At 63.5% G+C, this 12,875-nt stretch carries 14 protein-coding genes; 6 read left to right on the top strand and 8 right to left on the bottom strand.

Going from position 1 to position 12,875, the window contains the following annotated elements:
• Nucleotide 1 precedes the first annotated feature (1 nt).
• The gene (locus ACVINW_RS16015; protein WP_456752194.1) at nt 2-808 is read right to left on the bottom strand and encodes an enoyl-CoA hydratase/isomerase family protein; all 807 of its coding nucleotides are present in this window, start codon (nt 806-808) and stop codon (nt 2-4) included.
• A 14-nt stretch (nt 809-822) separates the two neighbouring features.
• Nucleotides 823-1,704, bottom strand: a complete 882-nt coding sequence (locus tag ACVINW_RS16010) for an SDR family oxidoreductase (protein WP_456752193.1) — start codon at nt 1,702-1,704, stop codon at nt 823-825.
• A 288-nt stretch (nt 1,705-1,992) separates the two neighbouring features.
• Between ACVINW_RS16010 and ACVINW_RS16005 the strand changes: the two genes are divergently transcribed.
• Nucleotides 1,993-2,445, top strand: coding sequence for a MarR family winged helix-turn-helix transcriptional regulator (locus tag ACVINW_RS16005; RefSeq protein WP_456752192.1), 453 nt, complete (start codon nt 1,993-1,995; stop codon nt 2,443-2,445).
• Nucleotides 2,446-2,568: 123 nt separating this feature from the next.
• Here the strand turns inward: ACVINW_RS16005 and ACVINW_RS16000 are convergent, their stop codons facing one another.
• The 6 genes from ACVINW_RS16000 to ACVINW_RS15975 all read right to left on the bottom strand — a co-directional run bounded on the left by ACVINW_RS16000 (nt 2,569) and on the right by ACVINW_RS15975 (nt 8,516).
• Nucleotides 2,569-3,723, bottom strand: a complete 1,155-nt coding sequence (locus ACVINW_RS16000) for an ABC transporter substrate-binding protein (RefSeq protein WP_456752191.1) — start codon at nt 3,721-3,723, stop codon at nt 2,569-2,571.
• Nucleotides 3,724-3,874: 151 nt separating this feature from the next.
• Nucleotides 3,875-4,525 (bottom strand): 2-keto-4-pentenoate hydratase, encoded by a 651-nt coding sequence (locus tag ACVINW_RS15995; RefSeq protein ID WP_456752190.1) that lies wholly within the window; start codon nt 4,523-4,525, stop codon nt 3,875-3,877.
• Nucleotides 4,526-4,649: 124 nt separating this feature from the next.
• Nucleotides 4,650-5,459 (bottom strand): alpha/beta fold hydrolase, encoded by an 810-nt coding sequence (locus ACVINW_RS15990; RefSeq protein ID WP_456752189.1) that lies wholly within the window; start codon nt 5,457-5,459, stop codon nt 4,650-4,652.
• Nucleotides 5,460-5,489: 30 nt separating this feature from the next.
• Nucleotides 5,490-7,004 carry an AMP-binding protein gene (locus ACVINW_RS15985; RefSeq protein ID WP_456756406.1) on the bottom strand — a complete coding sequence of 505 codons (1,515 nt, stop codon included), beginning with the start codon at nt 7,002-7,004 and terminating at the stop codon, nt 5,490-5,492.
• Between the two features lie 5 nt (nt 7,005-7,009).
• Nucleotides 7,010-7,492: a hypothetical protein gene (locus ACVINW_RS15980; RefSeq protein ID WP_456752188.1), complete on the bottom strand. Its 483-nt coding sequence runs from the start codon at nt 7,490-7,492 to the stop codon at nt 7,010-7,012.
• Complete coding sequence (locus tag ACVINW_RS15975) at nt 7,485-8,516, bottom strand: amidohydrolase family protein (protein WP_456756405.1); 1,032 nt, start codon at nt 8,514-8,516, stop codon at nt 7,485-7,487. Before ACVINW_RS15975 ends, ACVINW_RS15980 begins: the two co-directional genes overlap by 8 nt.
• On the opposite strand from ACVINW_RS15975, the gene ACVINW_RS15970 reads away from it, so the two are divergent.
• The 5 genes from ACVINW_RS15970 to ACVINW_RS15950 are packed head-to-tail and all read left to right on the top strand — an operon-like array spanning nt 8,506 to nt 12,837.
• Nucleotides 8,506-9,936, top strand: a complete 1,431-nt coding sequence (locus ACVINW_RS15970; RefSeq protein ID WP_456752187.1) for an NAD(P)/FAD-dependent oxidoreductase — start codon at nt 8,506-8,508, stop codon at nt 9,934-9,936. The two genes, ACVINW_RS15975 and ACVINW_RS15970, sit on opposite strands and share 11 nt — an antisense overlap.
• Before the next feature lie 16 nt (nt 9,937-9,952).
• Nucleotides 9,953-11,248 carry an aromatic ring-hydroxylating oxygenase subunit alpha gene (locus ACVINW_RS15965; RefSeq protein ID WP_456752186.1) on the top strand — a complete coding sequence of 432 codons (1,296 nt, stop codon included), beginning with the start codon at nt 9,953-9,955 and terminating at the stop codon, nt 11,246-11,248.
• Between the two features lie 9 nt (nt 11,249-11,257).
• A complete protein-coding gene (locus ACVINW_RS15960; protein WP_456752185.1) occupies nt 11,258-11,743 on the top strand; it encodes an aromatic-ring-hydroxylating dioxygenase subunit beta in 486 nt (161 codons plus the stop codon).
• A 12-nt stretch (nt 11,744-11,755) separates the two neighbouring features.
• Complete coding sequence (locus ACVINW_RS15955; protein WP_456752184.1) at nt 11,756-12,517, top strand: SDR family NAD(P)-dependent oxidoreductase; 762 nt, start codon at nt 11,756-11,758, stop codon at nt 12,515-12,517.
• Nucleotides 12,514-12,837, top strand: coding sequence for a non-heme iron oxygenase ferredoxin subunit (locus tag ACVINW_RS15950; RefSeq protein WP_456752183.1), 324 nt, complete (start codon nt 12,514-12,516; stop codon nt 12,835-12,837). The genes ACVINW_RS15955 and ACVINW_RS15950 overlap by 4 nt, the downstream gene beginning before the upstream one ends.
• Nucleotides 12,838-12,875 lie beyond the last annotated feature (38 nt).

The following is a 12,875-nucleotide window of genomic DNA, read 5'->3' as shown; positions in this document are numbered from 1 at the left end:
ATCACTCCCCGGCAAACACCGGCTTGCGCTTCTCGACGAAGGCCCTGACGCCTTCACGCGCGTCCGCCGTCCGCGAAATCGCGGCAAGCGTCTCGGCCTCGTCCTCGAGCTGGCTTTCGAACGATCGATCGTTGGTCCGGGAAAACAGCCGCTTGATCGCGCCGAACGCCTCCGTCGGGCCAACGGCAAGTTCTCCGGCGATGCGGGCAGCCTCGGACTGCACCGCGTCAGCGGGAACGACGAAGTCGACCAGTCCCAGCGCAAGCGCCGATTTGGCGTCAAGCGTTTCGCCGAGCAGGAAGAACCGCCGGGCGCGTGCCACGCCGATCCGCCGCGTGACCGTCGTGGTCGATCCGCTGTCCGGGCTGAAGCCGATCCTGGAGAACGCCGCCGAGATTTTCGCCGTCTCCGCCATCACCACGAGGTCTGCGGCCACCATCAGCGACACGCTACCGCCGGCGACATTGCCGTGAATGGCGGCGACGACGGGTGCTCGCATGCGCACCATTCTGGCGATCGCGACATGAAGGTCCGCCGTCCACACCTTGATCATTGTCGGCAGCGCATCGCCCTGGCTGATCAGCGACGTCAAGTCGCCGCCGACGCTGAACAGCCGCCCGCGCGCCGACAGCAGCAGCGCGCGCACATCGGCACGCTCGCTCAACTCGGCTATGGCAAGGCTGAATTCGCGGCAGAACTCGCCATCGATCGGATTGCCGCGCTCGGCCCGATCGAGCACGATATGGGCCAGACCATCGCCCACGGTGCATTCAAAGCTCTTGGTCGCCATGGCCAGTCCCCTCGACATCTCTTTCTCCGTGACTAGATCGAGCGTGCCTGCTTTTCCTTCTGCACCGAGGCCTGGATGGCCTCCCGCGCGCGCTGCCAGTCGGCGGATGACAACTTCGAGAGCCCCGCGAAGGTGCTGGGCGCGGCCAGATGATGACCGCCATCGATGCTGATCGTGTCGCCGGTGATGTAGCTGCAACCGTCCGACATCAGGAAGATCAGGAGATTGCGCAGCTCGTCCATCTTGCCGAAGCGGCGCAGCGGTACCTCCTCCGCCTGCGTCGCGCCGATGCCGGTTTCGGCCAGCGGATTGAGCTTGTCCCAGGCCCCTTCGGTCGGGAACGGCCCGGGCGCGATCGCATTGACGCGGATATTCTTCGGCCCCCACTCGACCGCAAGCGACATGGTCATGGCGTGCACGGCCGCTTTCGCCATCGCCGCCGGTACCACATAGGCCGATCCGGTCCACACCCACGTCACGAGGTTGCTGATGATGACGCCGGGCAGGCCCGCCGCGATCCACCGCTTGCCGCAGGCGAGCGAGGTGTAGAACGAGCCGTCCATCACCGTCGAGCGCACCGCCTCGTAGCCGCGTGGCGACAGGCTTTCGGTCGGCGCCAGGAAGTTGGCGGCCGCATTGTTGACGAGCCCGGTGAGCGGCCCCTCGGTCCAGATGCTGGCCAGCATGGCATCGATGCTGTCGGGATCGCGCACATTGGCGAGCAGCGCCGTCGCCTGCCCGCCCGACCGCGCACGGATGTCCTGCGCGGCCTGGTCGAGCACCTCCTTGCGCCGCCCGCAGATGTAGACATGGGCACCATGGGCAGCGAACCCGACCGACATCTCCTTGCCGAGTCCGGTCCCTCCGCCCGTCACCAGGATGCGCTTTCCCTTCAGCACGGCCGCATCGAACATGGGAGACTTCCTTCCCTATGGCAGAATTTGCCGTGATCGGCTGCTTCCGCGGTCTTCGACCTCTCACAAGTAATACACTAGCGTACTTCTTATGTAAATCGATCCGTGATGGGGCGGCGGCGATTTCGTCCCGATGGCGTGACCTTCCATTTAAAATACGCTGGTGTATGGTATTGGTTGACCTCAACCCTCCGACTCGCCGCAAGGGAAGTATCAATGGTTGATCAGCCCGATTGGGATCTTCGGCTTGGATATCTCATCCACGACGTATCGCGGCTCAGGAGGATGATGTTCGATCGTGCACTGGCGCCGCTCGGGATCACCCGCTCGCAATGGTGGGTGCTGGCGTTCATCTCCCGCAAGGACGGCCTTCCCCAGGTTCAGCTCGCCAACGAGCTCGATGTCGGCAAGGTCGCCGTCGGAGCCCTGATCGACCGCCTCGAATCCTCCGGCTTCGTGATCCGCCAGGCCGATCCGGTCGACCGCCGCGTCAAGCGCGTTTACGTCACCAAGCAGGCGCGCGGCTTCCTCGAGAAGCTCCGGAAGGAAACCGACAAGTTCAACGCCAAGATCGTCAACGGCATCGACCGAAAGCAGCTGGAAGACGCTTCCGACGCACTCCTCGCCATGAAGCGGAACCTCCTCGCGATGTCGGACGGCACGGTCGCCAACATGAGCGACGACGAGGAGGGAGAAACGCAGCGCTCCAAAACGCGGAAAAAGCGGCGGGCGGTGGCGTAAGGCCGCCACCAGCCTCGGTTGCCTCCGAGGATGAGTAATCCGTCAGCTCGCGAGACGATGTCGCACCCTCAGATTGGCGTTGGGCTGGATTGCCGTATCGGCCGCATCACTCGAGGGCCGAGTTCACGACGCAATGCCGTCGAGATCGATCATGTCCCCGACCGGAACCCAGTTGGCGCCGTCAAAGCGGGTGATTTGAAGGTTGTGAACGGCGCGATAGTCGGTTGGAGAATTACCGACCTTGATGCCGTCCAGAAACAGCGGCGGCTGCTCGTCTTTGAGCGAGGTTGCGTGCTTGAGCAGGTTTTCGCGCGTGAGTTCGTTGCCGCACCGCCTCAAGACCTGCTCGATCATGTAGGCGTTGTTGTAGCCGGGCGTTGCGGTGTTGTCATCGATGCTGACCGACGGCATGTATTTCTTCATGAATTCGACATAGGCCTTGACGCGGGGCTTATCCTGCTGGCGCGGATCGGTCGCTATGACTTCCCACCATGCCGAGACAAGACCTTTCGCATTGTCGAGCCCCGCCGGCGCCAGCGTCCCGCCGATCGAGCTGCAGTTCGAATTGACGATGTGGAGCGGTTTCCATCCCAGCTCGGCCACCTTGCGGATGCCCTGCGCCGCGAACTTGGAATAGGTGAGCTGCACGAAGACGTCAGCGCCCGCCCCCCTGCAGTCGGCGACCTGGTTGTCGATCGTCGGCTCCGTGATTTCGTGGCTGACTTCCTTGACGATGGCGCTGGCCTTGCCGCCGAGCCCTTTCTTCAGGCCGCGGAGAAAGTCCTTGCCGAGATCGTCGTTCACGTACTGGATCGCGATCTTCGCATCCGGCTTCTCGCTCAGGATATGCGCCCCCAGCACGGCTCCCTGCGCGACATAGATCGGATAGAACGGCACGATCCACGGAAATTCCCTGGGATCGTTGAAGCGCTCGGCGCCCGAGGTCAGGAAAAGGTTGGGCACCTTCTTGGCGTTGAGATACTTCATCACCGCGGCATTCGCCGCCGTGCCGAGGAAGCCGGCGATCGCAAACACCTCCTCCGATTCCACCAGCTTTCGGGTCTGCTCGACGGCCTTCGGCGGCGAGAACGCATTGTCGAGCGAGATCAGGTTGACCTTTCTGCCGTTGATGCCGCCATTGTCGTTGATCATCTGGAAATAGGCTGTCTGCGCCTGCCCGTAGACGCCGTATCCGGACGCCGGGCCGCTGTAAGGTGCAGTGGTCCCGAGCTTGATCTCGGTATCAGTGACGCCGGGTCCGTAGTTTGCAGCGCGCACTCCTGACACGCTTCCAAATGCGAGCGCGCTCGCTCCCAGCCCCACAACGGCCGATCTTCGCGAAATCAAAGTCATGCTCAATCCTCCCTATGATCGATTGTTGGTGATTTGAAGCTCTGAAGCGGCTCTTGATGCCTTCTGATCCGGCCGACTACGTGAAGGTCACGCTGACAGGCCCGAAACCGGAGACTCTCGCCTCGTAGACTTCGCCGACCGACACCGGTGAGACCGGGCCAAGCGCGCCCGTCAGCACGACATCGCCACCTCGCAGGGGTTGGCCGGCACGTGCCATCGCCCTTGCGAGCCAGAGCCCGGCACGCAAGGGATGACCAAGGCAGGCCGAGCCGCAGCCGACCGACACGATCGTTCCGTTGCGCGTCATCGTCATGCCGCAGGCCTCGAGGTCGACATCGGTCAATCGCCGCGGCGCTGCGCCGAGCACGTAGTCGGCGCTCGAGCTGTTATCCGCGACGGTATCGAGAATGCTGATTTTCCAGTCCCGTATCCGGCTGTCGACGATCTCGAGCGCAGCAACGGCATAGGCGATCGATCGCATCAGTTCGCCAAGCGTGACGTCTTCGCCGGAGAGACCGCGGTCGAGAACAAGCGCGATTTCGGCCTCGACGCGCGGCTGGATCAGTTTCGCGACATCGATGGTCTCGCCGGTCGAAACCTCCATGTCCGCGAACAGCGCACCATAATCAGGCTGATCGACCCCGAACTGCTGCTGCACGGCTTTCGAAGTAAGGCCAATCTTCCGGCCGACCAGCCGCCTGCCACCAGCGATACCGCGCCGGCTCACCTCGGACTGCACCGCATAGGCGGTCTCGAGGTGCCGCTGCCGATCTCACCGGCGATCGGGTCGATCGGCCGCCGGGTCGACTCCGCCTCCTGGAGGCGCGTTGCGAGCCTGTCGACGAGCGTGCTCATGGCCGATCCAGGAAGGCGGCGACCAGCGCGTTGAACTCGTCGGCCTTTTCCCATTGCGCCCAGTGGCCGCACTTGGGATAGACGTGAAGTTCGGCGTTCGGCATGGTCTTCAGCAGGATGAAGGCGGAATCGAGCGGGACCACACGATCGTCGCGTCCCCAAACGATCAGCGTCTTGTGCTTCAGCGCGGCGAGATTCTCGCGCCAGATGTCGAGCGGCGGCCGCTTGAAGATGTCGATGACGTCCTTGCGCATCGCAGCCTTCAACCGCTCCTCGAGCAACGCGTCGGTGATCGCCCTGGAATCGAATACCAGAAGCTCGATGACGCCTTTCAGCTTCTGCATCGAAGGGCCGTCGCCGCCGTGGAACATCGCCATGCGGCGCAGGCCTTCCGTCGGCATTGGCGTGAAGATGGCCTGACTGCCACCCGTGCCCATCAGCACCCGACGGTTGACCCGCTCCGGCGCGCGCAAGGCGACCATCAGCGCGGTAGCGCCACCCAGCGAGTTTCCGACGAAGCTCGCCTTCTGGACCCCGATCGCATCCATGAAGCTGCGGACGAATTCGCCCATGGCCTCGAAGATCGGCCCGTCCGGCAGCTTGCCCTCGGTCTCGCCGAAACCTGGCAGATCGACGACGATGACGCGGCGGCCGGTCGCCAGCGCCTCGACATTCTTGCGGTAATTGCTCAGGCCCGACGCGCCCGGTCCACCACCGTGGATCAGGATTGTTGGTTCTCCCTGCCCGACATCATGATAGCGCGTGCGGGTTCCCGCCACGTCGATGAACTTGTCACTCAGATCCACGCTCGATCTCCTGTTGATGGCGATGATTGTTCAGACCGCCGGAACGCCGGACAGAAGGTAGTGGTCGCGCAGCTTCCGTTTGAAAATCTTGCCGCTCGCCTCCCGCGGCAGGGCGTCGTGAAAGACGAAGCGCTTCGGCACCTTGAAGCGCGCGAGGCGCTGTTCGAGGAACGCCGCGACATCGGCCGGCGCGGGCGCTGCGTCCGGCTCCGCCTCGATCGCAGCGATCAGGCTTTCGCCGAACTCGGCATCGGGTACGCCGAACACAGCGCAGTCGCGCACGCCGGGACAATTGACCAGGACATTCTCGATCTCGGCGGGGTAGATGTTGACCCCACCCGAAATTACCATGTCGCGTTTGCGATCGCAGATGTAGAGAAAGCCGTCGGCGTCTTGATAGCCGACATCGCCGCAGGTCACGAGGCCGGCACGATCGACCTGTTCACGTTGCTCCGGACGGCCGTGGTAGGTGAAGTCCGAATACGCCTCCGTGCGCAGGTAGATCTCGCCGATGCCGCCGGGTGCGACTTCCTGCCCGGCCTCGTCGTAGATTCTGAGCTCGGTGCCTGTCATCGGGCGGCCGACTGTGCCGGGATGTGCGAGCCATTCCTCGGTGTTGCAGCCGACCGCAGCGCCGGTCTCCGTCGCGCCATAGGTCTCGTGAATCACCGGTCCCCACCATTCGATCATCCCGCGCTTCACGTCGGGCGGACAGGCCGCGCCGGTGTGCGTCACCCAGCGGATCGAGGACAGGTCGTAGCGATCGCGGATGGCGTCGCTGAGCCGCAGCAGGCGCACGAACATGGTCGGCACCATCGTCAGATGCGTGATCCGGTGCTCGGCAATGACCCGCAGCAGATCCTCCGGATCGAAACTCTGCTGCAATACCGTGAGGTCGGCATGCTGGAAGGCCTGCCGCGCAAAGGCGCCGGGCGATGCGTGGTAGAGCGGACCGCAAACAAAGGCCCGCATGCCGGGTTCGATGCCATAGATCTCGCGAAGCAGTGTCGCGTTTTTCTTGATCTGCTTGGGTGTCATTGGCGCGCGTCGAACACCCTTCGGATGTCCCGTGGTGCCCGAGGTGTAGATCATTGTGCCCCGCGGCGCGCGAGGCGGCAGCTCCCATCGCGCAGCCCTGTCGCGAAACGCCTGCCAATCCTGCGCGTGGGGCGGCGATGGCAACGACGTCGAGGCGCGCGCGAGGGCCTCGTCAACGATAAAGGTCGGCATATCGGCGGGAACGACCCGCTCGACCGCCGTGATCAGGTCACGGTGCCCGATTATTGTCCGCGGCGTGCAATCGGCAAGAATATAGGCGATTTCGTCGGGCTTGCTGTGCCAGTTCAACGGCACAACATAGGCGCCGAGTAGCGCGGCTGCATGCAGCACCTCGAAATAGCAGGGATCGTTCCGGATCAGCAGCGCGATGGCATCGCCTTCGCGGAGGCCAATCGAAGCGAGTGCCGTGGCGGCACGGCTGCCCTGCTCAAGCAGGTCCTGGCGCGCAACGCGACGCTCCCCGATCGCGATCAACTTGTCAGCCATCACGCTCACTCCAGGCAAACCGTGACCTCGCCGCGCGCCGGCGGCAGCAGGACACTGTCGAGCAAGCCGAACTCGTCGTCGCTGAGCGCAAGGGGCATCGAGAACGTCAAAGCATCCATGTGACCGCTCAGAACGGTCGGGTAGCGCCATTCAGCCTTCGCGATGGTCCGGCCGCGGCCGCGAAATTCGAACAGCAGCGGCTCGGGCGTGCTCGTGCCATGTCCGCTCTGATAGCCGTCCCCGATGGCGTAGACCTCGCATACGAAGTCTTGCGGACCGCGGCGCTGGATTGCGATCTCGATGTCGAGCAGGCCGAAAGCGGGATCGGCCGCCGCGCCATGCTGGTAGAAATAGACGAAGGGAATGCGGCCGTATTTGCTGAGTCCCCTCTCCGTGTCGGAGGGCACCTGCGCATCGCTGCGGCTGGGCGTTCGCGGCGGGATCGGTCCAAGCAGGCACATCTGCGGCAGGGAGCGACAATCAGCCATGGGATGCCTCCGACTGTTCACCCATCCCTCGCGGTTGCGCGACGTGCAGCGGCGCGACGTCATAACGCCGACCAAGGAAGCCGAAGGAATTCTCGACGAGAACGCTATCGCTGCTCAGCGCGCGCCTGACGAACGCACCCGGCTGCTTCTGCCGGATCGTGAAGGGATAATCGGATCCGACGACGATGCGGCTGTCGCCCACCGCGTTGCCGAGGAACGACAGCGACACCGGATCGTAGAGGATCGAGTCGTACCAGAACCGCCGCGCAAGGTCTGACGGCGGCCGCGTCATCTTGCCCCTGGCGCCGAGCGACCAGCCGAAATCCATTCGCGGTAGAATCCATGGCAGCGCCCCGCCGCCATGGCTGAGCAGGACACGCAGCCGCGGAAATCTTTCGGGCACGCCGGCGGCGAGCAGCGACACCGACGCGAGCGCGGTTTCGAGCGGAAACACCGCAGTCGCTGCGAATTCCGGGCTGCCGCCGACGCGCTCCATGCCTGCCGGGTGCAGCGGATGCACGAAGATGCCGAGATCGAGCGACTGGGCGGCCTCGTAGACCGGAAACAGGCTCTCGCTGCCGAGCGCAACGCCGTTGATGTGCGTCCCGATCTCGATGCCGGCAAGGCCGAGCGCCTTGAGTTTATCCAGCTGCCGGACAGCACGTGGCACGTCCTGCATGCACACCATGCCGATACCGGCGAAATTGCCGGGAGCCTGCGCGATCATGCCCGCGATCTGGTCGTTCATGACGTCCGCCAGATATTCGGCGTCATCAGGCGGCAACCAATGCGACAGCAACTCCGGCATCGGCGAGAGCACCTGCATGTCGGTGCCGTCCTCGATCATGTCCGCGAGCCGCTGTTCGACATTCCATGATCGCGTATCGATCTTCCGGAATATCTTGCCCGCAATCATCACCATCGCCTGATCGCTCGTCGAAAGCTCGACGCTCGGCCAGCGCGCGTCCCGTTTCGGGTCGGCGCCCAGCCGCGCAGGCACAACATGCGTGTGAATGTCGATCACAGTGCCCAACGCGCTCTCCCTGTCGCTCTGTTGCGAGCTTCTTGTCGTGATCCCCGCCCGCGCCGCTGCGCGTCACAGAATTCACTTTACAAACAGGAATGATTGTTTTTATCTTTGCTGTCAAGACGCCTCTGAGCGTCATGGCGCGACGAGTGGAAATGCCGCGCTGAGCGAGCCGCCAAGAGGGCGGCCAAGGGAGCGAATGACGTTGGACCGGCAGCAAGCGCGCATCGTGATCGTTGGAGCCGGACAGGCGGGCGCCCGCGCCGCCGAGGCCCTGCGCGCCGCCGGACATCGCGGCCCGGTCAGCCTGATCGGCGAGGAAGAGCACCTTCCCTACGAACGCCCGCAACTGTCGAAAGCCATCTTGATCGACCGCGCTTCCAATCCGGTGCTGGTCTTGCAGCGACAGCAGTGGAACGACCTCGATGTCGCATTGCACACCTCGTCCCGTGTCGTTGCGGCCGATCTGCAGCGGCGCGTTGTCGGTCTCGCCAACGGACAAGAGCTCGCATTCGACCGCCTGCTGCTCACGACCGGGACGCGTGTGCGTCGCCTGCCCGAGCTCGACAATGGCCCACTCCCCGTCCGCTACCTCCGTTGCATGAACGACGCGCTGGCGCTGCGCCAGGAGTTGCAGCCCGGGCGACAGATTGCGCTGATCGGCGGCGGGGTCGTCGGCCTCGAAGTCGCATCGGCGGCGATCGGGCGCGGATGCCACGTCACCATCATCGAGAAGGCCAAAGGCTTGCTGTCCCAGATCGGCTCCGCATCGCTCGGCCAATGTCTCCATCAGCTCCATGCGTCGAAGGGCGTGAAGATTGTGTGCAACGCCGTGGCGAAACGATCGACATCGCGCGGACTGGAACTCGACGATGGCAGCTTCGTCCCGGCCGATCTCGCACTGGCCGGCGTCGGCGTCGAGCCGGTCACTGAGCTCGCCCAACAATTGGGCCTCGATTCCCAGCACGGCATCCGCGTCACCTCGAGCGGAGCCACCCAAGCCGATGGCATCTTCGCCGCCGGCGACGTCGCAGAGCAATGGAGCCGCAGTCACGACCGCTGGATGCGCATCGAGAACTGGGCCAACGCGCAGAACCAGGCCATCGCCACCGCAAAATCGATGACGAACTCCGCGACTGCCTATGATGCCCCGTCCTGGTTCTGGTCCGACCAGTACGACGCCAACATCCAGGTCGTCGGCAACCCGGCCGGCGGAGAGGAGATCGTCAGAGGCGACGTCGGCGCCGGTCGCTTCGTCACCATCAGCATCCGCGACGGCGAAGTCGTCGGCGGCATCACCGTCAATTCGGCCCGAGACATGGCGGTACTGCGCCGGCTCGTCGCCTCACGCAAGCCTGTTCGAAAAAGCGAACTTGAGAATCCCGCACTCGAACTGAAGCGCTTACTCGCCGCCTAGGGAAGAGGAAACCACAATGAACGCAGAACAGCCGCAGCCCGCGCTGCTCGTCGATCCGGCCCAGCACATTTTCAAAGTTGCGCGACGCAACTTCGTCGACCGCGAGATCTTCAAGGCCGAGAAGGAGAGAATCTTCGACCGCTCGTGGCTGTACCTTGGACATTCGTCGGAACTCCCCAAGCCCGGCGATTTTATCACCCGCAAGGTCGCCGGCCGCGGTATATTGTTCACTCGCGACAGCAAGGGGCAACTGCGCGCCCTGCTCAACACCTGCCCGCATCGCGGCGCCCAGGTGTGCCGCGAGCGCAAGGGCAACGCCAAATCGTTCCAGTGCTTCTACCATGGCTGGGTGTTCGGCGCTGACGGCAAGTTGCGTAGTCAGCCAGGCGAAGCCTCCTACCCCGAGGGGTTCAAGGGTCGCGACACCTCGAACATGCAGCCAGTGCCGCGGTTCGAGACTTATCGCGATTTCAACTTCATCTCGTTCGACAGCAACATAATGCCGCTTGTCGACTACCTCGCGGGCGCCAAGGAATACCTCGACGTGATCTGCGATCAGGCCGACGCCGGAATGTCGATCGTCGCAGGCAGCCAGGAATATTCGATCCGGGCGAACTGGAAGCTGCTCACCGAGAACAGCATCGACGGCTATCATGCCGCGACCACCCACGCGACCTACTTCGATATCCTGATGAGCTCGACGGACAATCTCGCTACCGGGATGGGTGCCGGCGGCTACGGCTACGACCTCGGCAACGGTCACGCCGTCCTCGAATACGGCGCTCCCTGGGGACGACCGGTCGCGCAGTGGATCCCCGGCTGGGGAGAGGCTGGCAAATCGGAGATCGGCCGGATCTACGACAACCTCGTCGCACGCCACGGCCAGGAGCGCGCCGATCGGATCGCGCGCAAGAACCGCAACCTGTTCATTTTCCCAAATCTCGTCGTCAACGACATCATGGCCTTGACTGTGCGCACCTACTTTCCCATGGCTCCCGACTACATGGTCATCAATGCCTGGGCGTTGGCGCCGAACGACGAATCGGCGTGGGCGCGAAAGTATCGCCTCAACAATTTCCTCGAGTTTCTCGGCCCCGGCGGCTTTGCCACGCCCGACGACGCCGAAGCGCTGGAGCACTGCCAACGCGGCTTCGAGAACTCCAAGGAAACCCTGTGGAACGACATCTCGAAGGGAATGGGCAAAGAAAAGGCCCATCACGACGACGAGCTTCAGATGCGTGCGTTCTGGACCCAGTGGAACAAGCAGATGTTTCCCGAACCAGCGTCCGGCATCAAAAGCGTCGCGGCCTAGGAGAACGAGATGCAATCCGTAACCCGAACCGACGTCGAAGATTTCCTGTTCAACGAGGCCGAGTTGCTCGATCAGTGGCGATTGCCAGAGTGGCTGACGCTCTTTACCGAGGATGCCCGGTACGAAGTTCCCTGCACAGACCTGCCCGCGGATGCCTCGTCGGATACCAATCTGTTCTACATCGCCGACGATCGCATGCGGCTCGGCGAGCGGGTCAAGCGGCTCATGAAGCGCACCGCGCATGCCGAGTTTCCACATTCGAAGACCAGTCGAATCGTCGGCAATGTCCGAATTTGCGCACGGCATGAGGACGAGATCGACGTCACCTCAGTGTTCCAGACGCTGCGGACCAAGGACGGCGTCACCGATCTCTACTTCGGGACCAACAAGTATCGCCTCGCGCTGCGAGACGATGGCTTCCGCATCCGCGAGAAGCGCTGCCTGCTCGGCGGCGAAGGCCTGCGGCCGAGCGGCCGCATCAGCATCGTGCTCTGACGGATCAATCAGATGGGTTCTCGTTTCGACGGACAGACAGTCGTGGTGACCGGTGCCGCCAGCGGCATCGGCGCCGTCATCGCCCGCCATTTTGCCGATGCCGGCGCCAGCCTGGTGGTATCCGACATTGATGAGGGCGGCCTCGGTGCGGTTGCCGACGAGATCGCTGCAACCGGCGCCAGGCGTCCGGTCGTGAAGGCCGGCGACCTCTCGCAGGAGGACGTCGCAGGCAGCGTCATCAGGTCGGCGGTCGACAATTTCGGTGCGCTCGATATCCTGGTCAACAACGCAGGCGGCGGGATCATCAAGCCGTTTCTGGACCACACGCCTGATACGTTGCGGACCACGATCGATCGCAATCTCTGGACCGCGCTGTGGTGCGCCTGGCACGCCGTCAAGGTCATGAAGGTCCGCGGCTACGGTCGCATTGTCAATATCGGGGCGGACTCGGTCCGCAACGGTCTCTGGGATCACGCCGCCTACAACGCCGCCAAGGGCGGCGTGCATGCAATGGCGACCGGACTGGCGCGTGAATTCGCCAAGGACGGCATCACCGTGAACGTCGTCGCTCCCTGCATCGTCGAAACGCCCCAGGTCAAGCAGATCACCCTTAAGGCGCCGAAGGCGTTACAGCGCTTTGTCGACGTGGTGCCGATGGGGCGCCCGGCCGAGATGGACGAGGTGGCATCGATGGTGTGCTATCTGGCTTCGAAGGAAGCCTCGTTCGTCACGGGACAGGTCATCAGCGTCAATGGCGGAAGCACAATGCTATGACGACCACGATCAACAGCATTCTCATCGGCACGGTTCAGGACTTTCCGGAGGGCGAGATCCGTCCCGCGACGATGCCCGATGGCACCAACCTTGCGGTCTACAATGTCGGCGGCACGATCTACGCCACGGCCGACCTCTGCACGCACGGCGAGGCTTCATTGTCCGAAGAAGGCATCCTGACCGGAAATATCGTCGAATGCCCTTGGCATTTTGGTACATTCGACGTCACCAGCGGCGCGCCGACCGGCATGCCGTGTACGGTTCCGTTGAAGACCTTCCCGGTCAAGGTGATAGAAGACAGCGTCTATGTCGAATTCTGACGAACCAAAGCCCTCCTCCCGCCGTGGCGCCCCGGCAT

This window comes from Bradyrhizobium sp. USDA 4461, from assembly GCF_054055655.1.
Note: the sequence above shows the minus strand (reverse complement) of the source record. Positions and strands in the feature narration are given on the sequence as shown.

Coding starts and splice junctions, on each gene's coding strand:
- ACVINW_RS16015 (WP_456752194.1), bottom strand. CDS start 808: ATGTCGAGGGGACTGGCCATGGCGACCAAGAGCTTTGAATGCACCGTG.
- ACVINW_RS16010 (WP_456752193.1), bottom strand. CDS start 1,704: ATGTTCGATGCGGCCGTGCTGAAGGGAAAGCGCATCCTGGTGACGGGC.
- ACVINW_RS16005 (WP_456752192.1), top strand. CDS start 1,993: ATGTTCGATCGTGCACTGGCGCCGCTCGGGATCACCCGCTCGCAATGG.
- ACVINW_RS15985 (WP_456756406.1), bottom strand. CDS start 7,004: ATGGCTGACAAGTTGATCGCGATCGGGGAGCGTCGCGTTGCGCGCCAG.
- ACVINW_RS15980 (WP_456752188.1), bottom strand. CDS start 7,492: ATGGCTGATTGTCGCTCCCTGCCGCAGATGTGCCTGCTTGGACCGATC.
- ACVINW_RS15970 (WP_456752187.1), top strand. CDS start 8,506: ATGTCGATCACAGTGCCCAACGCGCTCTCCCTGTCGCTCTGTTGCGAG.
- ACVINW_RS15965 (WP_456752186.1), top strand. CDS start 9,953: ATGAACGCAGAACAGCCGCAGCCCGCGCTGCTCGTCGATCCGGCCCAG.
- ACVINW_RS15960 (WP_456752185.1), top strand. CDS start 11,258: ATGCAATCCGTAACCCGAACCGACGTCGAAGATTTCCTGTTCAACGAG.
- ACVINW_RS15955 (WP_456752184.1), top strand. CDS start 11,756: ATGGGTTCTCGTTTCGACGGACAGACAGTCGTGGTGACCGGTGCCGCC.
- ACVINW_RS15950 (WP_456752183.1), top strand. CDS start 12,514: ATGACGACCACGATCAACAGCATTCTCATCGGCACGGTTCAGGACTTT.